The sequence below is a fragment of the Curtobacterium sp. Curtsp57 genome (assembly GCF_047324335.1).
In the GTDB taxonomy this organism is placed as follows: domain Bacteria; phylum Actinomycetota; class Actinomycetes; order Actinomycetales; family Microbacteriaceae; genus Curtobacterium.
The window spans coordinates 753,844-778,075 of record NZ_CP168511.1; the positions used below are offsets into that span (position 1 = coordinate 753,844).

Sequence of the window (24,232 nt, forward strand, 5' to 3'; positions counted from 1 at the left end):
TCGTCCGCTCGACTCGGTTCGCTGTGGACGGGTCATCCCACCGGATGACACCGTGCGGTGCCGGGCGCTGCGCGCAGTACCCGATCGTCAGTCCTTCGTGACGAGCCCGTGCTGGTGCGCGAACACCACGAGCCGCACACGGTCCCGCAGCTCGAGCTTCGTGAGCACCCGTGAGATGTGGGTCTTCACCGTCGCCTCGCTGACGAACTCGTGCTGGGCGATCTCGCTGTTGCTGAAGCCCCTGGCCGCGAGGTCGAAGATCTCCCGTTCCCGGGGCGTCAGTTCGGCGAACGCGGCCGGCACGTTCGCCGCCTGCTCCTGCGCGTCGTCGTACCGGCGGAGGAGTTCACGGGTCGCCGAGGCCGCGAACACGGCCGTCCCCGCGTGCACCGTCCGGATCGCCGCGAGCAGGAACTCCGGGTCGGCGTCCTTCAGCACGAACCCGCTCGCCCCGGCACGGATCGCCTTCGCCGCGGCCTCGTCGAAGTCGAAGGTCGTGAGCACCAGGACCTTCGCGCCGTCCGTCCCGCCGTCCTCGACGATCTTCGCGGTCGCCGTGATGCCGTCCATGACCGGCATCCTGACGTCCATGAGCACCACGTCCGGGCGCCCCGTGCGGACGAGTTCGACACCGGCGGCGCCGTCGCCCGCCTCTCCCACGAAGCGGAGGTCCGGCTGCGAGTCGATGAGCATCCGGATCCCGGTGCGGAACAGGGCCTGGTCGTCGACGAGCGCGACGCGGATCGGGGTGTCGGTCATCGTCCTGTGTGCTCCTGGTCGGTGGTGTGGTCCGTCGGCTGCCTCGTCGTGACGAGCCCCCGCGGCATCTGCCCGCTCGCGGGGTGCGCCGGCATCCGGACCGCGACGGCGAAGTCGTCGCCGCGGGGTCCAGCGGTCATGCTGCCCCCGGACATGGTGGCACGCTCCCGCATCCCGACGAGCCCGTGCCCGGTCCCCGGTCCCGCGTGCCCGTGGTCAGCGCGGCGGTTGACCACGTCGATCTCGACGGTGTCCGGGCGGTACGTCAAGGTGGCGTGCACCGGGGTGCCGTGCTCGCCGTGCTTGTACGCGTTCGTCAGGCTCTCCTGGACGATGCGGTAGACGGCGAGCTGGGTGGTGGTCGGCAGCGTGGTGGAGTCACCGTTGCGATCGACCCGGACGTCGAGGCCGACGGCGCGCATCTCCGTCACGAGGCGCTCGATGTCGTCGACGTCCGGGGTCGGCGCGGTTCCCTGCTCGTGGCGGAGGGCGCCGAGCAGCTCACGGACGTCGCCGAGTGCCCGCCTGGCGGTCCCGGAGATCGTGCTGAGTGCCTGGTCGGCGACGGCCGGATCGGCCTTCAGTGCGTACCGGGCACCGTCCGCCTGCGCGATGACGACTGCGAGGGAGTGCGCCACGATGTCGTGCATGTCACGGGCGATCCGCACCCGCTCCTGCTCGACGGCGACCGCACGGTCCGCGCGGGCCGCGTCGCGTTCGGCGAGGAGCAGGGCCTCACGACTCATCCGCGCGGCTCGACGGGTCCGCACGACGACGCCGGCGAGCCACGGCAGCAGGAGCAGCGCGAGGATGACCACGAAGTACGCGATCGTGACCTGCATCGACTCGCGCGCCGGAGTCGTCGCGGTGTCGATGGTCAGTCGTTGGGCGTAGTCCTTGGCGCCGACGTACACGGCGGCCGTGACCGCGCCGCCGATCGCCGAGACGAGTCCCGCCAGCCGGACGCGTCGGCTGCCGTACGCGCTCGTCGTGTAGACGATCGCGGCGATGAACGCGTCGGCACCGTCCGGGTCCTGCCCCGTCACCATCTGGAAGACCGCTGTGACCCACGCGACGGTCAGCGCGAGGCCCGGCGAGAGCCGCCGGAGCGCGAGCGCCACCGTCATGCCGAGAACGGTCAGGTAGGCGAGCGGTCCGTCGATCCCCCGAGTCGACGTGACCGCGACGAGCACGCCGAGGACGCCGGCGACCACGAGGTCCACGACGATCTGGGCGCGCAGCATGGGACGGAACACCCGTCCACGGTACGGCTGCGCGCCGTCGTGCGCGTCAATCCACGGAATGACCCGCGTCAGAACCCGAGTCGACCGAGCTGCTTCGGGTCGCGCTGCCACTCCTTCGCGACCTTCACGCGGATGTTCAGGTAGACGTGGCGTCCGCCGAGCAGCGACTCGATCTCGGCACGTGCCCGGGAACCGACGTCCTTCAGCCGTTCGCCCTTGTGCCCGATCACGATCGACTTCTGGCTGTCGCGCTCGACGAACAGGTTCGCGAAGATGCGCAGCGGTCCGTTCGGGTCGTCGTCCGGGTCCGGCTCGACCATGTCCTCGATCAGCACCGCGAGCGAGTGCGGGAGCTCGTCGCGGACGCCCTCGAGGGCGGCCTCGCGGATGAGCTCGGCGATGCGGTCCTCGCTCGTCTCCTCGGTGACGGCCTCGGCGTCGTAGAGCGCCGGCGACTCGGGCAGCAGCTTGGTGATCTCGCCGAGCAGAGCCTCCAGCTGGGTCCCCTCGGTCCCCGACGTCGGGACGATCGCGTCCCACTCGCGGAGCTGCGAGACCGCGATGAGCTGCTCGGCGATCTTCTCCTTGCCGGCGCGGTCGACCTTCGTCACGATCGCGATCTTCTTCGCGCGGGGGAAGTGGTCGAGCGTCTCGTTGATGAACTTGTCGCCGGGCCCGATCGGCTCGTTCGCCGGCACGCAGAACCCGATGACGTCGACGTCGGCGAGGGTGGACTGCACCAGGTCGTTCAACCGTTCGCCGAGCAGGGTCCTCGGCCGGTGCACACCCGGCGTGTCGACGATGATGACCTGCCCGTCGGGTCGGTGCACGATGCCGCGGATCGCCCGGCGGGTCGTCTGGGGCTTGGACGACGTGATCGCGACCTTCTGCCCGACGAGCGCGTTGGTCAGCGTCGACTTGCCGACGTTCGGTCGTCCGACGAACGAGACGAAGCCGGCTCGGAAGGTGGGGGTGCTGTCGGTGTCGCTCATGCTGAGGTGGATCCCGTCGTGGTGGGTGCGGTGCCGTCGAACGCCTGCTCCGCGCCGGCGAGGGCGTCGGTGCGTTCGGCGAGCACGGAGATGAGGTGGCGGCGCTTGCCCTCGACGCGGTCCGCCGTCAGCACGACGCCGGACACGGTCACGGACTCGCCGGCGATCGCCAGGTGACCGAGTTCCTTGGTGAGCAGGCCGCCGGCGGTGTCGACGTCGTCGTCGTCGAGGTCGACGCCGAACAGGTCGCCGAGGTCGTCGATCGGCATCCGCGCGGAGATCCGCCAGACGCCGTCGGAGACCTCGACGCGGTCGATCACGGTGCGGTCGTACTCGTCGGAGATGTCACCGACGAGCTCCTCGATGAGGTCCTCCATCGTGACGAGCCCCGCGACGCCGCCGTACTCGTCGACCACGAGCACCAGGTGGTTCTTCGCGGCCTGCATGTGCCGCAGTGTCTCGTCGGCGTGCTTCGACTCCGGGACGAACTCGGCCGCCCGGAGCAACGAGGTCACGGCCCGGCCGCCGGCGCTCTCGTTCTCGTACAGGGCGCGCGCCAGGTCGCGGAGGTAGACGACGCCGAGGACGTCGTCGCTGTCCCGGCCGGTCACGGGCATGCGGGAGACCCCGGCGGCGAGGAACTCCTCCATCACCGTCGACACGGTGTCCGCTGCGTCCGCCGTGACCATGTCGGTCCTCGGCACCATGACCTCGCGCACGAGCGTGTCGCTGAACTCGAAGACCGAGTGGATCAGCTCGCGGTCGTCCGCCTCGAGCACGTTGCTCTCGGTGGCCTCGTCCACGAGCGACAGGAGCTGCTCCTCACTCGACACGCTCGACGTGCTGCCGTTCCGCCCGGGTGTGACACGGTCGCCGATGAGCACGAGCAGTCCGGCGAGCGGCCCGAGGACGATGCGCACCGCGTGCACGAGCCCACCGGTGACCCCGATGAGCCGGTCCGCGTGGGCTCGGCCGACGCTGCGGGGGCTCGACCCGACGAGCACGAACGACACCGCGGTCATGATCGCCGCGGAGACGATCAGCGCGAGCCACCACGTGTCGAGGACCGAGAACAGCGCGATGGTGACGAGCACGGCCGCTGCCGTCTCGGCGAGCACCCGGAAGAAGTTCAGCGCGTTGACGTGGGCGCCGACGTCGTCCCCGATCGCCTCGATGGCACGGCGACGCTTGCTGCCCCTGGCGATGTCGTCGAGATCAGCGCGGGAGAGCACCCCGAGCGCGGCGTCGGACGCGGCGAGCAGCCCGCCGAGGACGACGAGCACGAACGCCACCGCGAGCAGGACGGCGACGAGCAGCACTGCGGTCACCGCCACCGGCGCTGGGCGGCGAAGGCGGTCAGGATCTCCCCCTGGAGCCCGAACATCTCGGCCTTCTCCTCCGGCTCCGCGTGGTCGAAGCCGAGCAGGTGCAGGATCCCGTGGCACGTCAGGAGCAGGAGCTCGTCGGTCGTGGAGTGCCCGGCGGTCTTCGCCTGCGCCTCGGCGACCTGCGGGCAGAGCACGATGTCGCCGAGCAGTCCGGCGGGTGTCGGGTCGTCCTCGGTGCCGGGGCGGAGCTCGTCCATCGGGAAGCTCAGCACGTCGGTCGGGCCAGGTTCGTCCATCCAGCGGACGTGCAGCTGCTCCATCGCCCCCTCGTCGACGAGCACGATGGCGAGCTCCGCGTCGGCGTGGACGTGCAGCGCGTCGAGCGCGAAGGCCGCGAGACGCTGGACCGCGTCGTCGTCGATCTGCACACCGGACTCGTTGTTGAGCTCGATGCTCACCGGGTTCCTCCTCGAGGATCGTTCTGGGGGTAGGGGCTGGTCTGGCGGTCCTGCGGGACCCGGCCACGGCGCTCGGCCCGGTTCGCACCGGCTGGGTTCCCCGCCGGGGCCGTGCCACGGCCTCCAGGTCGGTGCCCGGCCTGTTCGGCGAGCCGCTGCTCGTCGTAGACCGTGTAGGCGTCCACGATGCGGCCGACGAGCGTGTGCCGGACCACGTCCTCACTGCCGAGCCGGGCGAAGTGGATGTCCTGCACCTCGGAGAGGATCTGCGTGACGAGCCGCAGCCCCGACACGTTCCCCGGCAGGTCCACCTGCGTGATGTCGCCGGTGACGACCATCTTCGAGCCGAAGCCCAGACGCGTCAGGAACATCTTCATCTGCTCCGGCGTGGTGTTCTGCGCCTCGTCGAGCACGACGAACGAGTCGTTGAGCGTCCGTCCGCGCATGTACGCCAGCGGAGCGACCTCGACCGTGCCGGCCGCGAGCAGCTTGGGGACGAGCTCGGGGTCCATCATCTCGTTGAGCGCGTCGTAGAGCGGCCGCAGGTACGGGTCGATCTTGTCCGTCAACGTGCCGGGGAGGAACCCGAGCCGCTCGCCGGCTTCGACCGCGGGTCGGGTGAGGATGATCCGCGTGACCTCGCGACGCTGCAGGGCCTGCACGGCCTTCGCCATCGCCAGGTACGTCTTGCCGGTGCCGGCCGGGCCGATGCCGAACGTGATCGTGTTCTCGTCGATGGCGTCGACGTAGGCACGCTGGCCGTCCGTCTTCGGCCGCACCGACTTGCCGCGACTCGACACGATCGGCGAGCCGAACACGTCGGACGGGCTGCGCTGCTCGTCGATGATGCGGGCCGAGGTCGGGATGTCGGCCTGCCCGACGTCCTGCCCGCGCTTGACCATGCCCACGAGCTCGTCGACGAGCGCGCGGGCGCGGGCGACGTCGCGCTCCGGCCCGGTCAGGGTCACCTCGTTGCCGCGGACCAGGACCCGGACACCCGGGTACTGACGTTCCACGGTCTTGAGGAGCCGGTCCTGCGGGCCGAGCAGCTGCACCATGGCGATGCCGTCGACACTGAGTTCCGAGACGGCTTCGGTCTCGGCGGATGCGGTTTCGTCAGCTGGCAATGTTGCCTTCCTGCAGGTCGCCTGCGAGTACGTGCGCGTGCACGTGGAACACGGTCTGTCCGGCGGCTTCGCCGGTGTTGAAGACGAGTCGGAACTGGCCGCCGGCGCGCTCGTCGGCGATGCGCTGGGCGGTGGCGACCACGTGCGCGAGGAGGTCCGGGTCCCCCGCGGCGAGTTCGGCCACGTTCGCGTACTCCTCGGTCTTGGGGATCACGAGCACGTGGACGGGCGCCTTCGGGGCGATGTCCTCGATCGCGATGACGCGGTCGTCCTCGGCGACGACGGTCGCGGGGATCTCACGGTCGATGATCTTGGTGAACACGCTGCTCATTGGTCCATCGTAGAACGCGTGACCGACCCGCAGTCTTCCCGGACGATCCCGATGCCCCGTCGAATCCGCCTGATCCTGCAGGTCGCCGCGGCCATCGCGGTCGCGTTCGCGGTCGCGCTGGTGCTCGCGCAACGGGACGCCTGGCCGGTCAGCGCCGTGCTGGTCGTCGCCGCCGGGCTCGTCGCCCTCCGCTGGGCACGGACGGGCGTCGACCTGTCGGAGGACGAACTCGTGGTGCGCGGCTTCGCGTTCTCGACACGGATCCGGCGCGACCAGATCGTCGCCGTCGACCGCTTCCCGTCGATCGACTGGCGCGGCGCGGACGGCGTCACGCGGGAGACCCTCGTCAACGCGTTCATCGGGACGCGGTACTCCCCGAACCCGTCCGAGGCCGAGATCGCCGACGCCCGCGCCGAGCTGCAGGCCTGGCTCGACCGCCGCGCCTGACGATCATCACCGCGCGGGCGGTCGGCCGCTACCAGCGGCCGAGCCGCGACTGCAGCACCGCCAACGCGGCGGGTCCCGCGGTGGACGTCCGGAGCACGGTGTCACCGAGCCGGACCAGGACGGCACCGGCAGCCGACAAGCGTTCGAGTTCCGACCCGTCGATACCGCCTTCGGGGCCGACGACCAGCGAGATCGACGTCGCGTCAGCAGGCGGCTCCCACGTGGCGAGCCGTTCGGTGGCGGTCGGGTCGAGCACGAGGAGCACGACACCGGCCGACGACGCGGACGCCGCGAGCGCTGCGGTCGTCACCGGGTCGGTCACTGACGGCACCCACGACCGGATCGCCTGCTTCGACGCCTCGTGCGCGATCGCCTGCCAGCGGGCACGACCCTTCGCGACCTTCGCGCCCTCCCACCGGGAGACACTGCGTGCCGCGGACCACGGCACGACGTGGTCGACGCCGACCTCGGTCGCCGCCTGCACCGCCATCTCGTCCCGGCCGCCCTTCGCGAGGGCCTGCACGAGCGTGAGCGACGGCACCGGGCGCGACGACACCAGGACGTCCGACACCGTCAGCGACAGCGAGTCGCGGCCGAGCGACGAGACCGCACCGACGACGACCGTGCCCTGGCCGTCCGAGAGCCGCAGCGTCTCCCCGACGCGCACCCGCGACACCTTCACGGCGTGCCGGCCCTCGGCACCGTCGAGCGTCACGGAGCCGCCGACGCCCACACCGTCGAGCGACTCCACCAGGTAGAGCGACGCCATCAGAAGTTGAAGAAGCGATCGCGGAGCTTGCCGAACATCCCCTGCTGGAACCGGGCGAGCTGCGGCGGCGACGCCTTGTGCGACTTCGCGAGCTGCTCGACGAGCTGACGCTCCTTGTGCGACAGCTTCGTCGGGGTCACGACCTGCACACCGACCCGGAGGTCGCCACGGCCGTTCCCTCGCAGCTTCGTGACGCCGCGGTCCTTCAGCACGAGCACGTCGGCGCTCTGCACGCCGGGACGGATCTCGAGCTCGACCGGACCGTCGAGCCCGTCGATCGTCGCCGTGGTGCCGAGCACCGCGTCGGTCATCGAGACCTCGAGCGTGGCGAGGAGGTCGTCCCCGTCACGGCTGAAGACGTCGTGGTGGCGCACGCGGATCTCGAGGTACAGGTCGCCGGACGGGCCGCCGGCCGGGCCGACCTCGCCCTGACCGGGCATCTGCAGGCGCAGACCGGAGTCGACACCGGCGGGGACGTCCACCGGGATGGTGCGACGGGCGCGGACGCGGCCCTGGCCCTGGCAGGTCGGGCACGGGTTCGGGATGACGGTGCCGTGGCCGCGGCAGGTGCCGCACGGTGCGCTCGTCACGACGTTGCCGAGGAGCGACCGGACCTGGCGCTGGATGTGGCCGGAACCGCCGCAGATGTCGCAGGTGCGCGGGCTCGTGCCGGGGGCGCAGCAGGAACCGCCGCACGTCTCGCAGAGGACCGCCGTGTCGACCTCGACGTCCTTGTGCGTGCCGAAGACGACCTCGTCCAGGTCGACGTCGATGCGGAGCAGGGCGTCCTGTCCGCGTTCGGCACGGCTGCGCGGACCGGTGCCCCGGCCGCCGCCCCCGCCGCCGCCGAAGAAGGCGTCGAAGATGTCGCTGAAGCCGCCGGCCCCACCGCCGAACGGGCTGTCGGCCTGCGGGCCGGCGTCGTACCGTCTCCGCTGCTCGGGGTCGCTCAGCACGTCGTACGCGTGCGTCACGTCCTTGAAGCGCTCGGCTGCGTCCGGGCTCGGGTTCACGTCCGGGTGGAGCTCGCGCGCGAGGCGTCGGTACGCCTTCTTGATGTCGGCGTCGGCCGCGTCACGCGGGACACCGAGGACGTCGTAGTGGTCTGCCACGTATCCCTCAGTTGGTTTCGTCGGTCGTCTGGTCGGTTCGGCCTGGAGGCCGTGGTCACGTCACGCGGTCGGCCCGCGTCGCCGCCGTGGTCGGGCTGGCACGGTCGGCGTGCACTGCGGCGGTCGTCAATTCTCTCCGAGCAGTCTGGACAGGTACCGCGCGACCGCGCGGACCGCGGCCATGTTGGAGCCGTAGTCCATTCGGGTCGGTCCGAGGACGCCCAGTCGGGCGACCTCACCACCTGCGGCGACGTACCCGCCGGCGACGATGCTCGTCGCGTCGAGGCCGTACTCCGCGTTCTCGACGCCGATCCGTGCGGTGACGGACACGTCGTCGAGCTGCATCTCCCCGAACAACCGGAGGAGGGTCACCTGTTCCTCGATCGCTTCGAGCACCGGGAAGAGTCCGCCGGAGAAGTCCTGTTCGCTCTTCGCGAGGTTCGCCGCGCCCGCCATCACCAGGCGGTCCTGCCGGTTCGCCGCGACCTGCTCGATCACGGTCGCGACGACGACGCCGGCGAGGGTCTGCGACTCCGGCCGGATCTGCGCGGGGATCTCCCGCAGCGCCGTCGGGACGTCGTGGAGCAGGAGCCCGACGGTCGCGGCATTGAGCACCGTGCGGAGCTCGACGAGCGCGGATTCGTCGAGCGCGACGTCGGTCTCGACGACGCGCTGCTCGACCCTGGCGGTGTCGGTGATGAGCACGACCATCAGCCGCGAGTCCCCCAGCCGGACGAGCTCGACGTGCTGCACCCGCGCCCGCACCATCGAGGGGTACTGGACGAGGGCGACCTGGTTGGTCAGCTGGCTGAGCAGCCGGACGGTCCGGCCGAGGACGTCGTCGAGGTCGTTGGACGCGCCGAGGAAGGTCTCGATGGCGTGCCGCTGCGCGCTGGAGAGCGGGCGGGCGGCGGCGAGGTGGTCCACGAACACGCGGTACCCCTTGTCGGTGGGCACCCGCCCGGACGAGGTGTGCGGCGCGATGATCAGCTGCTCGTCCTCGAGCAGGGCCATGTCGTTGCGGATCGTCGCGGCGCTGACCCCGAAGGCGTGGCGCTCGACGATCGTCTTCGACCCGACGGGCTCGCGCGAGGCGACGTAGTCGCGCACGATGGCCTTGAGGACCTCGAGGGAGCGTTCGCTGACCAACCCGGACCCCTTCCACTCGTGCTGGCACTCGGACGTGTCGAGTGCTGATCCTACGCCCGCGCACCGACGTCCCGACACTTCTCCACATCGGGTCGCTACGCTTCCGGCATGACCTACGGACAGCAGCCGGGCAACGGACAGCCGGGCGGACCCTGGGGCCAGCAGCCCGGCGGACCGCAGGGCCCCGGGCCGTACTACCAGCCACCGCAGCCGATGACGCCGGAGGACCAGCGCCTCTGGGCCACGCTCACGCACGTCGGCGGGATCCTCTTCAACTTCATCGCCCCGCTCGTGGCGTACTTCGTCCTGCGCGACCGTGGCCAGTTCGTCCGCGAGCACACCCGGGTCGCCCTGAACTTCCACATCACGATGGCCATCGCGTACGCGGTCGGCGTCGTCACGTCGTGGCTCGGCATCGGCGTGCTGATCATCTTCGGCGTGTGGGTCGTGTCGATCGTCTTCGGCATCATGGCCGCCGTCGCCGCGAACCAGGGCCGCTTCTACCGGTACCCGCTGTCGATCGAGTTCGTCAAGAACTGACGGACCAGGGCTAGTCGAGCAGCTCGCGGACCACTGCATCGGCGAGCAGGCGGCCGCGCAGCGTCAGGTCCAGGCGACCCGGCGTACCGGGCGCCCCCAGGGCACTGCGCCCGTCCACGAGACCACGGGCGATGAGCCCCGCGACCCGGCCACGGCCCTCCTGGCGGAGTTCGGACGTCCGGAGCTCGCCGCGGACGCGCGTGGCGAGGAGCACGCGCTCGACGTACCGGGTCTCGTCGTCCAGGGTCTCGCGCCCTGCGGCCGGCGACTCGTCGGCGAGCACCCGGTTCGCGTACGCGGCCGGGTGCTTGACGTTCCACCAGCGCGTGCCGGCGACGCTCGAGTGCGCGCCGGGGCCGACACCCCACCAGTCGTGGCCCTTCCAGTACGACAGGTTGTGGCGGCTGGCGTGCTCGTCGCCCTTCGCCCAGTTCGACACCTCGTACCAGCCGTACCCGGCATCGCCGAGGACCCGGTCCGCGAGCTCGTACATGTCCGCGGCGACGTCGTCGTCCGGCGCCGGCAGCTCGCCGCGCTTGACCGCGCGGCCCATGGCGGTGCCGTCCTCGACGATGAGCGAGTACGCCGACACGTGGTCGGGCTCGCACGCGATCGCCGCGTCGAGCGAGGTGCGCCAGTCGTCGAGGGACTCCCCCGGCGTCGAGTAGATGAGGTCGAGCGAGACGTCGAGTCCCAGCTGCTTCGCGAGGTCGACGACGAGCGGCACGCGTTCCGGGTCGTGGGTGCGGTCGAGGGTGGCGAGCACGTGCGGCACCGCCGACTGCATGCCGAAGCTCATCCGGTTGAACCCGCCGGCGCGGAGCGTCTCGAGCGAGGACGCATCGACCGAGTCCGGGTTCGCCTCGGTGGTGACCTCGGCCCCCGGCAGGATCCCCCACGTGTCGTCGATGGCGCGGAGGACCATCGCGAGGTCGCTCGCCGGCAGCATCGTCGGCGTCCCTCCGCCGAAGAAGACCGTCGAGACCGGACGACGCGGCACACCGGAACGGTCGAGCACCTGCGCGGCCCACTGGATCTCGCGGACGGCGTGTCCGGCGTAGTCGTCACGACGGACGCCGCGGAGCTCGGAGGCCGTGTACGTGTTGAAGTCGCAGTACCCGCAGCGGACGCGGCAGAACGGCACGTGCACGTAGACGCCGAACGGCACGTCGCCCGCGCCCGGCCCGGGGGTGATCAGGCCGTCCACGGGAGCCGGGTCGGCGATCGGCAGAGCACTCGGCATGGAGTCCATTGTCCGTCATGATGGAGTCATGGAGCACCACCCCGTCCCCACCACGGTGCTGTGGGACATCGACGGCACCCTCGTCCGCAACGCGACGTCCCCGGGCAACCTCTACCACCTGGCCCTCGAGCGGGCGATCGGGCGCGACCTCCCCCAGCTCGTCGGGCACCAGCACGGCCGCACCGACGCGGGCATCATCGCGGAGCACGTCCGCGCGCACGACCTCGACGACGGGGTCATCCCGACCGTCAGCAGCCACCTCCGCGACCTGTCCGAGGAACGACACCGCGCCGGCGACCACCGGACGCCGGCACCAGGGGCCACGGCGTTGGTCGCGCGCTTCGCCGAGATCGGCTGGCGCAACGGCCTGCTGACCGGCAACTCCGCGTACCGGGCCCGCGTGAAGCTGCTCGGCGCCGGGTTCGACGTCGCCGCGTTCGACTGGGAGCACTCGTACTTCGGCGACGAGGAGATCGAGCGGGCGGGCGTCACCGCCCTCGCGGCCACCGCACTCGCCGGCACCCGCGCCGTCATCGTCGGCGACACCCCCAGGGACGGCGAAGCGGCCGACGCGGTCGGGATCCCGTTCCTGGCCGTCGCGACCGGGGTCTACGACGTGGACGCACTGCGACACACGAACGCCGTCGCGATCGCGCGCGACTGCGTCACGGACGCCGCGCTGATCGAGGACGCGATCGCGGCGTTGCCGCCGCTCCGGCCGGTCGACGAGGACTAGTCGCCGCGGAGCGCCCCGAGGTACTTCTCGGCCATCACGCGCTGCTGCCGACGCAGGAGCGGTGCGACGAACTGCCACTTGCGGCTCGCCGGCTGCGAGAACTGTCGGACCTGCAGCCACACCGAGCCGTCGGCGGTGCGCTCCACCACGAACGACTCCTCACCGGAGAGCGGGTGCCCTTCGAGCGTGCCGTACGCGAACCCCTTGCGGTCGGGCTCGTCGATCACGGACACGACCCGCACCGGCGCCTGCACCGTCCGCCCGAACGCGTGCATCGTCAGCACGGCGGAGGTCCCCGCGGTGACGAGCGGCGTGCCGTCCGGCGCGAACTTCTCGACCCGGGGAGTGCCGATCGATGCCGGGGCGATCGGGACGCCCTGCTCGTCGAACGTCACCGGGTTGTAGCGGACCTCGTCGTCGTCCGGCGCTTCTTCCACGTGGACGCGGATGCCGCTGCGCTCCTGGATCTGCCACGTCAGCGCCTGCGTCACCGCGGTCTCGAACCGCTGGTCGCCGTGGCCGATCCGCGAGCGCGACTCCGCCGGGACGAAGCCCTCCGGCGGGTAGGTCATGAGGTCCGGCGCCTGCGTCGCACCGACCGCTCCGTAGGTCAGGGCGGTCAGGTACCCTCCGCGGCTGCTCATGCGGCCATCGTACTGGGGCGCGGAGCACGGATCGAACCGACCGGCCCGGACCCCGCTCGGGTCGCCGTCCGCTTTCCGCGCACCCCGAACTGGAGGCCGTGGTCGCCCCGGTCCCGCCCCTATCGTTGGCGCGTGCCCACGCCCGAGCCCACCCCCCGCCGGTCCGTCGACCGCCGGGTCGTCGTCCTCGCCATCGCGACGCTCGTGGCGTTCGCGGTTGCCGCCGCGGCACGGATCACCGTCGACCAGGCCGTCGCCGGGTACGGCGCGTCGTCGCGCTACTCGACCGGGGCGGCGAGCGGCTGGACCCCGTTCGACACCGTCAACGTCGTCGCCGGCATCGGGGCGTCGGCGGCCGGCGCCGGCGTGCTGCTGTTCGGCGCGACGCTCGTCACCGCGGTGCGCCGCCACCACCACCCTCGGCTCCCGGTCCTGCTCGGCGGGACGACCGTCCTGTTGGCGCTCGGTGCCGTCGTGGCCGCGGTGGTCGCGACGTCCGCGACCGACTTCGCCACGGTGTCGGAGGCGACCATCGTGCGGACCGCGCTGGCGGGACTGGCTGCTGCGAGCCTCCCGGCGGTTGTTCTGGCCGCCTTGCGGGCCCGCGCCCGCCGCTGAGCCGGTTCCGCGCAGCCCCGTCCCCGGTCCCCGGTCCCGGTCCCGGTCCCGGTCCCGGTCACGCGAAAGCGACAGCCTCCCGCCCGAATGCGGGCGAACACTGTCGCTTTCAAGGAACCAGCTTCACGGTGCCGGCGCAGACTGTCGCTCTCGCGCTACTTCTTCTTCTCTTCGACGTCGCCGGAGAGCGCGGCGATGAAGGCTTCCTGCGGGACCTCGACCCGGCCGATGGTCTTCATGCGCTTCTTGCCCTCCTTCTGCTTCTCGAGGAGCTTGCGCTTCCGGCTGATGTCACCGCCGTAGCACTTCGCGAGGACGTCCTTGCGCATCGCGCGGATGCTCTCGCGCGCGATGATGCGGGCGCCGATCGCCGCCTGGATCGGGACCTCGAACTGCTGGCGCGGGATGAGCTTGCGGAGCCGCTCCGTCATGAGCGTGCCGTACGCGTACGCCTTGTCGCGGTGCACGATCGCGCTGAACGCGTCCACCTGGTCGCCCTGCAGCAGGATGTCGACCTTCACGAGGTCGGCCGCCTGGTCGCCGGTGGGCTCGTAGTCGAGGCTGGCGTAGCCCTGCGTCTTGCTCTTCAGCTGGTCGAAGAAGTCGAACACGATCTCGCCGAGCGGGATCTGGTAGCGGATTTCGACGCGGTCCTCGCCGAGGTACTCCATGCCGAGCAGGGAGCCACGGCGCTGCTGGCAGAGCTCCATGATCGCGCCGACGTAGTCCTTCGGCGCGAGGATCGCGGCGCGGACCATCGGCTCGCGGACCTCGACGATGCGGCCGGTCGGGAACTCGGACGGGTTCGTCACCTGGACCGTGGTGTTGTCCTCGGTCGTGACGTCGTAGATCACGCTGGGCGCGGTCGTGATGAGGTCGAGACCGAACTCGCGGCTGAGTCGCTCGGTGATGATCTCGAGGTGCAGCAGGCCGAGGAAGCCGCAACGGAAGCCGAAACCGAGCGCCACGGACGTCTCGGGTTCGTAGACCAGCGCCGCGTCGGAGAGCTTGAGCTTGTCGAGCGCGTCGCGGAGGTCCGGGTAGTCCGAGCCGTCGATCGGGTAGAGGCCGGAGAACACCATCGGCTTCGGGTCCGTGTAGCCGGGCAGGGCGTCGGTGGCGGGCCGCTGCGCGCTCGTGACGGTGTCGCCGACCTTGGACTGCCGGACGTCCTTGACGCCCGTGATCAGGTAGCCGACCTCACCGACGCCCAGACCCTTGGTCGGCTTGGGCTCGGGGCTCGACACCCCGATCTCGAGGATCTCGTGCGTCGACTTGGTCGACATCATCTGGACCTTCTCGCGCGGGGCGATCGATCCGTCGATCATCCGGACGTAGGTCACGACGCCGCGGTAGCTGTCGTAGACCGAGTCGAAGATCATCGCGCGAGCGGGGGCCTCGGCGTCGCCGACGGGGTTCGGCACGGTGCGCACGACACGGTCGAGGAGCTCGGGGACCCCGACGCCCGTCTTGCCGGAGACGCGGAGGACGTCCTCCGGCTTGCCGCCGATGAGTTGCGCGAGCTCGGCGGCGTACTTGTCGGGATCGGCCGCGGGGAGGTCGATCTTGTTGAGGACCGGGATGATCTCGAGGTCGTTCTCGAGCGCCAGGTACAGGTTCGCGAGCGTCTGGGCCTCGATGCCCTGCGCCGCGTCGACCAGCAGGATCGCTCCCTCGCACGCGGCGAGGGAACGGGAGACCTCGTACGAGAAGTCCACGTGGCCGGGCGTGTCGATCATGTTCAGCGCGAACGTCGTGCCGTCGAGCTCCCACGGCATGCGGACCGCCTGCGACTTGATCGTGATGCCGCGCTCGCGCTCGATGTCCATGCGGTCGAGGTACTGCGCACGCATCGCACGGTCCTCGACGATGCCGGTGATCTGCAGCATGCGGTCGGCCAGCGTCGACTTGCCGTGGTCGATGTGCGCGATGATGCAGAAGTTGCGGATCGCCTCGGCCGGAGTCGCGGCGGGCTCGAGCGGAGCGGATGCTTGTGGGCTCACGGTTCCTCAGGTGGGTCGGACGGTCGAACGATTGTCCCACGGTTGTGCGTGCTCGGCGTGCGGGGCGGGCAAGGCTCCGAGGCCGTGGCGCAGGTCGTCCGGCGTTGCGGCGAGGCACACGCGGATCCAGCCCTCGCCCGTGCGCCCGAACGCGCTCCCGGGTGCGACGGCGATCTTCTCGCGCTGCAGGAACCCGAGCGCCCACTCCGCGACGTCCCCGTCCGCGGCGTGCGACATGTCGATCCACAGGTAGAACGCACCCTTCGGGTCGTTGTACCGGATGCCGGCGGCGTCGAGCACCTCGGTCGCGACCTGGAGGTTGGCACGGTAGTGCTCGCGGGCGTCCCGGACCGCGGAGTGATCGCCGACGGTCGCCGCGAGGGCCGCGTACTGGTCGGGCTCCGCGACGCAGCTGATCATCGCTTCCTGGGTGGTCCGCATGGTCGCGCCGAGCCCCTTCGGCGTCACGAGGTACCCGACGCGGACGCCGGTCATCGCGTACGTCTTGCTCAGCGAGAACGCGGTGAACACCCGGTCGTCCTCGTCGAGGGCCGCGAGGCTGACGTGCCGCGTGTCGTAGGTGAAGTACTCGTAGACCTCGTCGCTGATCACCCACAGGTCGTGCCGCTTCGCCAGGGCCAGGATGCTGCGGAGCGTCTCCTCGCCGAAGACCGACCCGAGCGGGTTCGACGGCGAGTTGACCACGATCGCCCTGGTGCGCTCGGTGATGCTCGCCTCGAGCGCGTCGAGGTCGGGTTCGAACCCGTGCTGCGGCTCGAGCCGGTACGGCACCGGGGTCGCACCGAGGATGTGCGCGTTCATCGTGAACGTCGTGTAGCCGGGGTCCGGCACCAGGAGTTCGTCGCCGGGGCTCAGCACCAGGGTCATCGCCTGGAACAGTGCCTGCGTCGCGCCGATCGTCATCCAGATCTGCTCGAGGTCCACCTCGATGCGGTTCTCGCGCAGCAGCTTCTGCTGGATCGCCTGGCGCAGCGGCAGGATCCCGCCGTTCGGGGTGTAGTCCGTCCGGTCCTCGGTCCACGCCCGTTTCGCCGCGTCCCCGATGTGTGCGGCGACCGGGACGTCGGGCTCTCCCACGACGAGCATGGTCACGTCTGCACCGCTCTGCTGCAGCAGGGCGGCCTGTTCGAAGACCCGGCGGATGCCGGAGGGCGGGACGGTGTCGATCCGGGGTGCGAGGGACGGCATGTCCGTCACGGTAACGGAGCCGTGTTTCCGCGCGGTGACACGGGTCGTGCGCGTTGAACCGGGTGCCCCGTCCTGGTAGTGTTGCTTGCTGGCTTGCGCGTTCCCCGCCCACGGGTGGAACGCGAGACGACCAAGGGCCCCTCTACCCAGCGGTCGCATTCACCCGTACGAGACGAAGCAGGAGCACCACGCATGGCGAACATCAAGTCGCAGATGAAGCGCATCAAGACCAACCTCAAGGCCACCGAGCGCAACAAGGCCTACAAGTCCGAGCTGAAGACGTTCATCCGTCACACCAACGAGGCGATCGTCGCCGGCGACAAGGAGAAGGCCACCGCCGCTCTCGCCGTCGCGTCGAAGAAGCTCGACAAGGCCGTGAGCAAGGGCGTCATCCACAAGAACCAGGCCGCGAACCGCAAGTCGGCCATCGCGAAGAAGGTCGCTGCGCTCTGACGCACCGACCCCCTCGAAGGCCCCGCACCGTTCCGGTGCGGGGCCTTCGTCGTTGCGGGGGTCCGGTTGCGTCTCGATGGGCAGGCAGCGCCTGACGGACGGGAGGCTCTGGTCGGGTCAGCGGGGTTCGCCGCGACGGGCGATGGTGCGGACCATGACCTCGAGCGCGTAGTGCGCGTCGCGCGAGCCACCCTTCACCGCGGTGTCCGCCTCGGCGATGCTGATGATCGCGTTCGCGAGCCCGGCTTCGCTCCACCCGGCGACGTCACGTTGCGCACGCTGGACCTGCCACGGCGCCATGCCGAGCGCGGACGCGGCCTGGCCGCTCGAGCCCCGGTAGGCGCTCACCTTCGCCATCGTGCGGATCTTGCTCGCGAACGCGGCGACGATCGGCACGGGTGCTTCGCCGGTCGACAGAGCGTGCCGCAGCTCGACGATGGCCGGCGCCGATCGACCCGCGAGTGCGATGTCGGCGACCTTGAAGGCGTTGGTCTCGACGCGGCCGCCGTAGTACTTGTCGACGACCTTGTCCGTGATCTCCTGCGCTTCGTCGGCGAGGAGCTGCCGGCACGCGGCCGCGAGCTCGGCGAGGTCGTCCGCGAACGCCGCCACGAGAGTCCGCACCGCGGACGGTGCGATCTTCCGACGTGCGGCGCGGAACTCGGCGTTCACGAAGTCGATGCGGTCGGTCTCACGCTTGAGTTCGTCGCACTGGACCTCGATCCCGCCGCCCGACCCGCCGCGGATCGCGTCGAGGAGCTTCTTGCCGCGGACTCCCCCGCCGTGCCGCAGCACGAGGGTGACGTCGTCCGCCGGCGCGCCGAGGTACGAGATGGTCTCGGTGATGAAGGCGTCCGTGCACTTCTCGACGTTGGTGACCCGGACCAGGCGCGGCTCACCGAAGAGGGACGGGCTGGCGAGCGTCGCCAGGAGCCCGGGTGCGTACTGGTCGGCTTCGAGGTCGTGGACCTCGAGCGCGGGGTCTTCGCCGACCAGCAGATCGCGGAGCATGCCCGTCGCCCGCTCGGCGAGGAACGTCTCCGGCCCGGTCACGAGGACGACGGGCGCTGGACGGATGCCGGACCACGGGACCTGGTCGATCTTCGCGGCGGCGCGCGCGGGCTTCTTGGCGGGCATGCGTTCCTTCCGATGGTGCGGGTCCGAGTCTACGGGCCACCGCCGACCCTCCCGGTGCCCGTCCCGAGGGCGCTTGCCCCGAGGGCGATTGCCCCGAGGGCGCTTGGTCCGAGGGCGCTTGGCCCGGGGGCGCTTGCTCCGGGGACGCCCGCTCGGTCCACACCTCCGGTCCTGCCGTTCCCCTGCGCACGACGACGGTCCCCTGCAGGTCGGTGCGGAACGGTGTCGTCCCCGCTGCCGCCAGCATCGCGAGTGCTCGGTCGGTCGGGTGCCCGTAGGTGTTGTCGGCGCCGACACCGATCAGCCCGACGCGTGCGGCGAGCTGTCGGTAGAGCTCCGGGTCCTGGTCGGCGGACCCGTGGTGGGAGACCTTGACGACGTCGACGGGTCCGGGAGCCACTCCGCGGAGGCGTCGTTGCGCGGACCGGTCGAGGTCGCCGAGCAGGACCGCCGAGAGACACGACCCACAGGTGTCCGGCGCCTCGACCGCCACGACGATGCTCGCGTCGTTGCCGCTCGCCCCGTCGCCCGCCCGCGGCCAGAGCACACGCCACGGGACGTGGCCGAGGGTCCCAGCGGTCCCGTCGTCCGCGCGGCGGACGTCGGCGCCGGCACCCGTCAGGCCGCGGACGACGGATTCGTCCGCTGGACGCCCGACCGGCCCGGTGAGCGCGACGTCGACGTCACCGGCGACCTCGTCGACCGCACCGACGTGGTCCCGGTCGAAATGGGTGAGCACCAGGAGGTCGAGCCGGCCGACCTCGAGCAGGTCGAGACACGCGCGGAGGCGTTCCCGGTCGTCGCCGGTGTCGACGAGCGCCGTGCTCGCAGCGCTGCGGAGGAGCACCGCGTCCCCCTGCCCCACGTCGCACATCGCGATCGCCCAGTCGGCGGGTATCCCGACGCGGACGACCACGAGCGGGACGACCACGGTACCCGCGCCGATCACCCCGACCGTCGCCGCCGCCACGACGAAGCGCACCCGTGCCGCCGCGGGCCCGAGCACCGCGCCGACGAGTGCTCCTGACACCAGCACGGCTGCACCCACGCCGACGAGCCCGGCCGGCCACGGCACAGACGCCGCGGGGAGCGCTGCGGCGCCGTGCGCGATCGCGCCGATCGCCGATGCGGGCAGCCAGGCGACCGCGGCGACGACCGATGCACCTGCGGGCCAGATGGGAGCGAGCAGGCAGGCGAGGAGCCCGACGACGGTGACGACCGGCGCGAACGGCTCGGCGAGGAGGTTCGCCGGTACCGCGTACGTCGGGAGCGCCGCAGCGAGCGGGATCGTCAACGGCCAGCACGCCATCTGCGCCGAGACGGGGACCGCGATCGCCGCAGCGAACGGGCCCCAACACCACCGCGTGAGGAGCGCGGTCAACGGTGGTCCGAGCACCACGATCCCGCTCGTCGCGAGCACGGACAGCCCGAACGCGAAGGACCGGGCGAACCACGGATCGAGGACCAGCATGCCGATGACCGCGAGCGCGATGAGCGGGACGCCCCGGACCGGACGCCCGGACAGGTGCACGACGAGCACGACGACGGCCATCACGGTGGCGCGGAGGATGGACGGATCCGGACGGACCAGCACCACGAACCCGACCAAGAGCGCGATCGCCACGGCGGCGCGGACGGCACGCCCGAGTCCGAGCGCACGACCGACCAGGACGACCACCGCGACGATGACGGCGCAGTTCGACCCCGACACGGCCGTCAGGTGGGTCAGCGCACTCGTCTCCATCGCCGTCTCGGTGTCGGGGTCGAGCCCGCTGCGGTCCCCGATCGCGAGTCCGCGGAGCAGCGCGCCGCCGGGTTCGGGCAGTGCAGCGGTCACGTCGGCGAAGGCGCTGCGTGCACGGTCGGTCCCGGCGAGGAAGCCCGACGGCGCCTCGGTGTCGACGGCACCGCGGAGGAAGAGCACGGACGCCGTCGCTGCACCGGGTTCGTCCGGTTCGACCACCGCACGCGCTGACATCCGAGTGCCCGCCGCCAGTGCGCGCACGACGCCCGCGAACCGGTCGGGAACCACGCGGACCGGCACGTCGACCGTCGTTCCGTCGACGTGCGACAGCGTGCCGATGACCGAACGGTCACCGGCGGCGAGGTCACGGTCCAGGACCACGTCGACCTGCACGGGCGTCTGGCTCAGTCGGTCGAGCACCGGCGGCGTCCGCCGGACGTCTCCCACAGCGACCGCCACCGCCACGAGTCCGACCACGGCTGCCGACGTGATCACCGCCGTGACGACGACCCGGACGACGACGACCGGCGAGCAGCACACGAGGACCACCCCGGTTGCGAGGACCGCGCTCGAGCCCGCCAGGACGATCCACGCCACGTCCGGCTTCCCGACGAGCACCGCCGCGACCACCCAGCCGATCGCCACCGGGACCGCGACCCGGAGGTCCGTCCGGTCGGCCGCGAGGTTCACACCCGCACCCGATCCCGCAGGTCGGCCAAGCGCGCGTCACCGATCCCGCTGACGTCGAGCAGGTCGTCGACGCTCGCGAACCGACCGTGCTCGTCGCGCCAGGCCAGGATGCGCCCCGCGAGTGCCGGTCCGATGCCCGGAAGGGTCTCGAGCGCCGCCTGGTCCGCGGTGTTCAGGTCGACCACGTCGCCGACGCCGGCCGCACCGCCGCTGCCACCGCCACTGCCACCGCCACCGCCACCCGCACCGGCGCCGCTCCCGGTCCCCGCGCCGCGACCCGCACCGCCGTCGAGCTCCTGCGGTACCTCGACCTCGCCGACCCGCGGCACGTACAGCCGCTCGCCGTCCTGGACCGGCCGTGCGAGGTTCAACCGCGCGAGGTCGGCATCGTCGGCCGCACCACCCGCCGCCGCCAGCGCGTCCGTCACCCGACTCGTCCCCGGCACCGTCACGACCCCCGCCCGGTGGACCGCACCGAGCACGTGCACCACGACCGAGGGAGCCGGCGACGACGTCGCATCCGGGGTCCGTGGGCCGTCCGACGGCCGATCGGACACCACCGGCGCACCCGTCACCGTGGCGACACCCCCGGCGCCGCTCCCCCGCGCCCCGAGCAGGACGACGACCAGCGCGACCACCACGACGACGCCGGCCAGCACGAGCGCGGCGCGCGGCGAGAGCGAGAAACGGGACATGCCGAAACGCTAGAGAGCCCGGCCGACCGGCCGGGCTCTCGCGGTGTGAACGGTGCACCGGGAAGGCCGGCACACCGCTGTGGAGGAACTACGCCTTGATCGCGATGTTCACGAGCTTCGGCGCCCGCACGATGACCTTCACGATCTCGCGGTCCCCGATGTACCGCTGCACGTTCGCGGACGCGCGCGCGAGGGCCTCGAGCTCCGCCGGGTCGATCGACTTCGACACCTCGAACGAGTCGCGCACCTTGCCGTTGACCTGCACGACGGCCGTCAACGACTCCTGCACGAGCAGCGTCGGGTCCGCCTTCCGCCACCCGTAGGTCGCGACGGAGCCCTCGTAGCCGAGCTTCTCCCACATCTCCTCACCGGCGTACGGCGCGAAGACGCTCAGGCCGAGCGCGATCGTCTCGACGGCCTCGCGCACGGCGGGGTCACCGGCGCCCGGTCCGTTGTCGATCGCCTTGCGGGTGACGTTCACCAGGTCCATGAGCCGCGCGATCACGACGTTGAACTTGAACGACTCCATCAGCCCCGGGGAGTCGGCGAGGAACCGGTGGGTCACCTGCCGCAGGGCACGGTCGCCGTCCGCCCACACCGCGTCCGGCGTCGAGGTGACGTCGGTGGCGAGGCGGTAGGCGCGGGCCAGGAAGCGGGCGGAGGCCGCCGGCGAGACGTCCTCCCAGTTGATGTCGTCCTCCGGCGGACCGGCGAAGCCCATCACCATGCGGATGGCGTCGACACCGTGCGCGTCGAGCTCGTCACCCAGCGAGACGCCGCCCTTGGACTTCGACATCTTCGAGCCGCCGGACAGGACCATGCCCTGGTTCAGCAGCGCCGAGAAGGGCTCGGTGAAGTCGAGGTAGCCCAGGTCGAAGAGGACCTTCGTGACGAAGCGCGCGTAGAGCAGGTGCAGGATCGCGTGCTCGACGCCGCCGATGTACTGGTCGACCGGCGCCCACTTGTTGACGAGCGTGGGGTCGAACGCCTGCGTGTCGTCGTTCGCCGACAGGAACCGCAGGAAGTACCACGACGAGTCCACGAACGTGTCCATCGTGTCGGCGTCGCGCTTCGCCGGGGATCCGTCCACGGGGTTCGGGACGTTCACCCAGTCGGTCGCGCCACCCAGCGGCGACGTGCCCTTCGGCTTGAGGTCGAGCCCCTCGGTCGAGGGCAGCACGACTGGCAACTGGTCCTCGGGCACCGGGTACTCGGTGCCGTCTTCCCCGTGGATGATCGGGATAGGGGTGCCCCAGAAGCGCTGGCGCGAGATGAGCCAGTCGCGCAGACGGTACGTCTTGGCGGCACGGCCGGTGCCGCGCTCGTCGAGGAGCTTGATCGCCGCGGTGATCGCGTGCTGCTTCGACATGCCGTCGAGCGGCCCGGAGTTGATCATCCGACCCTGCCCGGTCAGGGCCTCACCCGTGGCGGCCGGGTCGAGGACGGGCAGGTCGAAGTCGTCGAGGGTCGCGCCCTCCGGGATCACCGGGATCGCCCCGGTCACCGGCTGGTTCGTGTCGACGACGACCTTCACGGGCAGGTCGAACGCCCGTGCGAAGTCGAGGTCGCGCTGGTCGTGCGCGGGCACGGCCATGACGGCGCCGTGGCCGTAGTCGGCGAGCACGTAGTCCGCCGCCCAGATCGGCAGGCGCTCACCGGTGAGCGGGTGGATCGCGAACCGGTCGAGCGGGACGCCGGTCTTCGGCCGGTCGGCGTTCTGCCGGTCGATCTCGGAGGTCTTCTGCGTCGCCACCAAGTACGACTCGAACGCGGCGCGGACCTCGTCGGAGACCGACGGAGCCGCCACCAGCGATGCCGCGAGGTCGGAGTCCGGCGCCACCACGAGGAACGTCACGCCGTTGATCGTGTCCGGACGCGTGGTGAACACGGTCACCGGCTCGTCGCGCCCCTCGATCACGAAGTCGACGTCGGCGCCGACCGAGCGACCGATCCAGTTGCGCTGCATCGCCAGGACCTTCGCGGGCCAGCGACCCTCGAGCTGGTTGAGGTCGTCGAGCAGCCGGTCCGCGTAGTCGGTGATCTTGAAGTACCACTGCGTGAGCTTCTTCTTGACCACGACGGCGCCGGAGCGGTCCGAGGTGCCGTCCGGCAGGACCTGCTCGTTCGCGAGCACGGTCTGGTCCACCGGGTCCCAGTTCACCCAGCTGTCCTTGCGGTAGGCCAGGCCCTTCTCGTACATCTTCAGGAACAGCCACTGGTTCCACTTGTAGTACTCGGGGTCCGAGGTGTGGATCTCCGTCGTCCAGTCGAAGGACGGCGCGTACCGCTTGAACGACGCCTTCTGCTGCTCGATGTTGGCGTAGGTCCAGTCCTTCGGGTCCACCCCGCGCTTGATCGCCGCGTTCTCGGCCGGCAGCCCGAAGGAGTCCCAGCCGATCGGGTGGAGCACGTTGAAGCCCTGCTGCCGCCAGTAGCGCGCGACGAAGTCACCGAGCGCCCAGTTCTCGGCGTGCCCCATGTGCAGGTCGCCGGACGGGTACGGGAACATCTCGAGGATGTACTTCCGGGGACGACGGTCATCGGGGTCGACGGTGAAGAGGCCGAGCTCTTCCCACCGCCCCTGCCACTTGTCCTGGATGCGCCGGAAGTCGTAGGTGTGCGGGTCCTCGACGTGCTGCTCGATGGTCACGGAACTCTCAATCGGTCTGGGCCCCCACTCGTCGGTTCCGGGTCATCGTGGAGCTTGCGGAGCGATGATCCGGCCGAGCGAGCGGGGAGAGGCACGACACACGTCCGTCAGACACGTGTCGGTCCTCAAGATTACAAGGCACGGGCCTCACTCG

General features: G+C 71.0%; 23 protein-coding genes. 5 read left to right on the top strand and 18 right to left on the bottom strand.

Features of this window, described 5'->3' with window-relative positions:
- Positions 1–87: 87 nt before the first annotated feature.
- The 7 genes from ACEN9V_RS03545 to ACEN9V_RS03575 are packed head-to-tail and all read right to left on the bottom strand — an operon-like array spanning position 88 to position 6,239.
- Positions 88–759, bottom strand: coding sequence for a response regulator (locus ACEN9V_RS03545; protein WP_402728480.1), 672 nt, complete (start codon positions 757–759; stop codon positions 88–90).
- Entirely contained in the window at positions 756–2,015 is a 1,260-nt protein-coding gene (locus ACEN9V_RS03550) for a sensor histidine kinase (protein WP_413602158.1), read from the bottom strand. The genes ACEN9V_RS03545 and ACEN9V_RS03550 overlap by 4 nt, the downstream gene beginning before the upstream one ends.
- Before the next feature lie 56 nt (positions 2,016–2,071).
- A complete protein-coding gene (gene era / locus ACEN9V_RS03555; RefSeq protein WP_281264239.1) occupies positions 2,072–2,995 on the bottom strand; it encodes a GTPase Era in 924 nt (307 codons plus the stop codon).
- Entirely contained in the window at positions 2,992–4,323 is a 1,332-nt protein-coding gene (locus tag ACEN9V_RS03560; RefSeq protein ID WP_413602159.1) for a hemolysin family protein, read from the bottom strand. Before ACEN9V_RS03560 ends, era begins: the two co-directional genes overlap by 4 nt.
- Positions 4,320–4,781, bottom strand: a complete 462-nt coding sequence (ybeY, locus tag ACEN9V_RS03565; RefSeq protein WP_413602160.1) for an rRNA maturation RNase YbeY — start codon at positions 4,779–4,781, stop codon at positions 4,320–4,322. Before ybeY ends, ACEN9V_RS03560 begins: the two co-directional genes overlap by 4 nt.
- Complete coding sequence (locus tag ACEN9V_RS03570) at positions 4,778–5,908, bottom strand: PhoH family protein (protein ID WP_413602161.1); 1,131 nt, start codon at positions 5,906–5,908, stop codon at positions 4,778–4,780. The genes ybeY and ACEN9V_RS03570 overlap by 4 nt, the downstream gene beginning before the upstream one ends.
- Entirely contained in the window at positions 5,898–6,239 is a 342-nt protein-coding gene (locus ACEN9V_RS03575) for a histidine triad nucleotide-binding protein (RefSeq protein WP_281264236.1), read from the bottom strand. Before ACEN9V_RS03575 ends, ACEN9V_RS03570 begins: the two co-directional genes overlap by 11 nt.
- An 18-nt stretch (positions 6,240–6,257) precedes the next feature.
- Between ACEN9V_RS03575 and ACEN9V_RS03580 the strand changes: the two genes are divergently transcribed.
- Positions 6,258–6,686, top strand: a complete 429-nt coding sequence (locus ACEN9V_RS03580; RefSeq protein WP_413602162.1) for a hypothetical protein — start codon at positions 6,258–6,260, stop codon at positions 6,684–6,686.
- 28 nt (positions 6,687–6,714) lie between these two features.
- On the opposite strand, the gene ACEN9V_RS03585 is transcribed toward ACEN9V_RS03580, so the two are convergent.
- The 3 genes from ACEN9V_RS03585 to hrcA all read right to left on the bottom strand — a co-directional run bounded on the left by ACEN9V_RS03585 (position 6,715) and on the right by hrcA (position 9,716).
- Positions 6,715–7,455: a 16S rRNA (uracil(1498)-N(3))-methyltransferase gene (locus ACEN9V_RS03585; RefSeq protein ID WP_413602163.1), complete on the bottom strand. Its 741-nt coding sequence runs from the start codon at positions 7,453–7,455 to the stop codon at positions 6,715–6,717.
- Positions 7,455–8,567, bottom strand: a complete 1,113-nt coding sequence (gene dnaJ, locus ACEN9V_RS03590; protein WP_413602164.1) for a molecular chaperone DnaJ — start codon at positions 8,565–8,567, stop codon at positions 7,455–7,457. The genes ACEN9V_RS03585 and dnaJ overlap by 1 nt, the downstream gene beginning before the upstream one ends.
- A 126-nt stretch (positions 8,568–8,693) precedes the next feature.
- Entirely contained in the window at positions 8,694–9,716 is a 1,023-nt protein-coding gene (hrcA, locus tag ACEN9V_RS03595; RefSeq protein ID WP_402728474.1) for a heat-inducible transcriptional repressor HrcA, read from the bottom strand.
- 108 nt (positions 9,717–9,824) lie between these two features.
- On the opposite strand from hrcA, the gene ACEN9V_RS03600 reads away from it, so the two are divergent.
- Complete coding sequence (locus tag ACEN9V_RS03600) at positions 9,825–10,256, top strand: DUF4870 domain-containing protein (RefSeq protein ID WP_281264231.1); 432 nt, start codon at positions 9,825–9,827, stop codon at positions 10,254–10,256.
- A gap of 10 nt (positions 10,257–10,266) precedes the next feature.
- On the opposite strand, the gene hemW is transcribed toward ACEN9V_RS03600, so the two are convergent.
- Complete coding sequence (gene hemW, locus ACEN9V_RS03605) at positions 10,267–11,499, bottom strand: radical SAM family heme chaperone HemW (RefSeq protein ID WP_413602165.1); 1,233 nt, start codon at positions 11,497–11,499, stop codon at positions 10,267–10,269.
- Positions 11,500–11,527: 28 nt separating this feature from the next.
- Here hemW and ACEN9V_RS03610 point away from each other — a divergent pair, with 28 nt between their 5' ends.
- On the top strand, positions 11,528–12,235 hold the full coding sequence (locus ACEN9V_RS03610) for an HAD family hydrolase (RefSeq protein ID WP_413602166.1): 708 nt from the start codon (positions 11,528–11,530) through the stop codon (positions 12,233–12,235).
- Here ACEN9V_RS03610 and ACEN9V_RS03615 read toward each other — a convergent pair.
- Entirely contained in the window at positions 12,232–12,879 is a 648-nt protein-coding gene (locus ACEN9V_RS03615; RefSeq protein WP_413602167.1) for a DUF1990 family protein, read from the bottom strand. The genes ACEN9V_RS03610 and ACEN9V_RS03615 overlap by 4 nt on opposite strands.
- Before the next feature lie 132 nt (positions 12,880–13,011).
- On the opposite strand from ACEN9V_RS03615, the gene ACEN9V_RS03620 reads away from it, so the two are divergent.
- Positions 13,012–13,497 carry a hypothetical protein gene (locus ACEN9V_RS03620; protein ID WP_413602168.1) on the top strand — a complete coding sequence of 162 codons (486 nt, stop codon included), beginning with the start codon at positions 13,012–13,014 and terminating at the stop codon, positions 13,495–13,497.
- Positions 13,498–13,652: 155 nt separating this feature from the next.
- Here the strand turns inward: ACEN9V_RS03620 and lepA are convergent, their stop codons facing one another.
- Both lepA and ACEN9V_RS03630 read right to left on the bottom strand, forming a co-directional pair.
- The gene (lepA, locus tag ACEN9V_RS03625; RefSeq protein ID WP_281264226.1) at positions 13,653–15,500 is read right to left on the bottom strand and encodes a translation elongation factor 4; all 1,848 of its coding nucleotides are present in this window, start codon (positions 15,498–15,500) and stop codon (positions 13,653–13,655) included.
- Between the two features lie 6 nt (positions 15,501–15,506).
- Complete coding sequence (locus ACEN9V_RS03630; RefSeq protein ID WP_413602169.1) at positions 15,507–16,709, bottom strand: pyridoxal phosphate-dependent aminotransferase; 1,203 nt, start codon at positions 16,707–16,709, stop codon at positions 15,507–15,509.
- A gap of 192 nt (positions 16,710–16,901) precedes the next feature.
- Between ACEN9V_RS03630 and rpsT the strand changes: the two genes are divergently transcribed.
- Positions 16,902–17,162, top strand: coding sequence for a 30S ribosomal protein S20 (gene rpsT / locus ACEN9V_RS03635; protein WP_071299347.1), 261 nt, complete (start codon positions 16,902–16,904; stop codon positions 17,160–17,162).
- A 117-nt stretch (positions 17,163–17,279) separates the two neighbouring features.
- Here rpsT and holA read toward each other — a convergent pair whose 3' ends face one another.
- The 4 genes from holA to leuS form a co-directional block, all read right to left on the bottom strand.
- Positions 17,280–18,173, bottom strand: coding sequence for a DNA polymerase III subunit delta (gene holA, locus ACEN9V_RS03640; RefSeq protein ID WP_281264224.1), 894 nt, complete (start codon positions 18,171–18,173; stop codon positions 17,280–17,282).
- Positions 18,058–20,733 (bottom strand): ComEC/Rec2 family competence protein, encoded by a 2,676-nt coding sequence (locus ACEN9V_RS03645; protein ID WP_413602170.1) that lies wholly within the window; start codon positions 20,731–20,733, stop codon positions 18,058–18,060. The genes holA and ACEN9V_RS03645 overlap by 116 nt, the downstream gene beginning before the upstream one ends.
- Complete coding sequence (locus tag ACEN9V_RS03650) at positions 20,730–21,428, bottom strand: ComEA family DNA-binding protein (RefSeq protein ID WP_413602171.1); 699 nt, start codon at positions 21,426–21,428, stop codon at positions 20,730–20,732. Before ACEN9V_RS03650 ends, ACEN9V_RS03645 begins: the two co-directional genes overlap by 4 nt.
- An 88-nt stretch (positions 21,429–21,516) precedes the next feature.
- The gene (leuS, locus tag ACEN9V_RS03655) at positions 21,517–24,078 is read right to left on the bottom strand and encodes a leucine--tRNA ligase (protein WP_413602172.1); all 2,562 of its coding nucleotides are present in this window, start codon (positions 24,076–24,078) and stop codon (positions 21,517–21,519) included.
- Positions 24,079–24,232 lie beyond the last annotated feature (154 nt).

Excerpts from the sequence above, each read along its gene's own strand:
- ACEN9V_RS03650 (WP_413602171.1), bottom strand. The coding sequence starts at position 21,428 with ATGTCCCGTTTCTCGCTCTCGCCGCGCGCCGCGCTCGTGCTGGCCGGC.
- ACEN9V_RS03610 (WP_413602166.1), top strand. The coding sequence starts at position 11,528 with ATGGAGCACCACCCCGTCCCCACCACGGTGCTGTGGGACATCGACGGC.
- ACEN9V_RS03600 (WP_281264231.1), top strand. The coding sequence starts at position 9,825 with ATGACCTACGGACAGCAGCCGGGCAACGGACAGCCGGGCGGACCCTGG.
- ACEN9V_RS03575 (WP_281264236.1), bottom strand. The coding sequence starts at position 6,239 with ATGAGCAGCGTGTTCACCAAGATCATCGACCGTGAGATCCCCGCGACC.
- ACEN9V_RS03585 (WP_413602163.1), bottom strand. The coding sequence starts at position 7,455 with ATGGCGTCGCTCTACCTGGTGGAGTCGCTCGACGGTGTGGGCGTCGGC.
- ACEN9V_RS03545 (WP_402728480.1), bottom strand. The coding sequence starts at position 759 with ATGACCGACACCCCGATCCGCGTCGCGCTCGTCGACGACCAGGCCCTG.
- rpsT (WP_071299347.1), top strand. The coding sequence starts at position 16,902 with ATGGCGAACATCAAGTCGCAGATGAAGCGCATCAAGACCAACCTCAAG.
- hemW (WP_413602165.1), bottom strand. The coding sequence starts at position 11,499 with ATGCCGAGTGCTCTGCCGATCGCCGACCCGGCTCCCGTGGACGGCCTG.
- era (WP_281264239.1), bottom strand. The coding sequence starts at position 2,995 with ATGAGCGACACCGACAGCACCCCCACCTTCCGAGCCGGCTTCGTCTCG.
- ACEN9V_RS03615 (WP_413602167.1), bottom strand. The coding sequence starts at position 12,879 with ATGAGCAGCCGCGGAGGGTACCTGACCGCCCTGACCTACGGAGCGGTC.
- ACEN9V_RS03630 (WP_413602169.1), bottom strand. The coding sequence starts at position 16,709 with ATGCCGTCCCTCGCACCCCGGATCGACACCGTCCCGCCCTCCGGCATC.
- holA (WP_281264224.1), bottom strand. The coding sequence starts at position 18,173 with ATGCTCCGCGATCTGCTGGTCGGCGAAGACCCCGCGCTCGAGGTCCAC.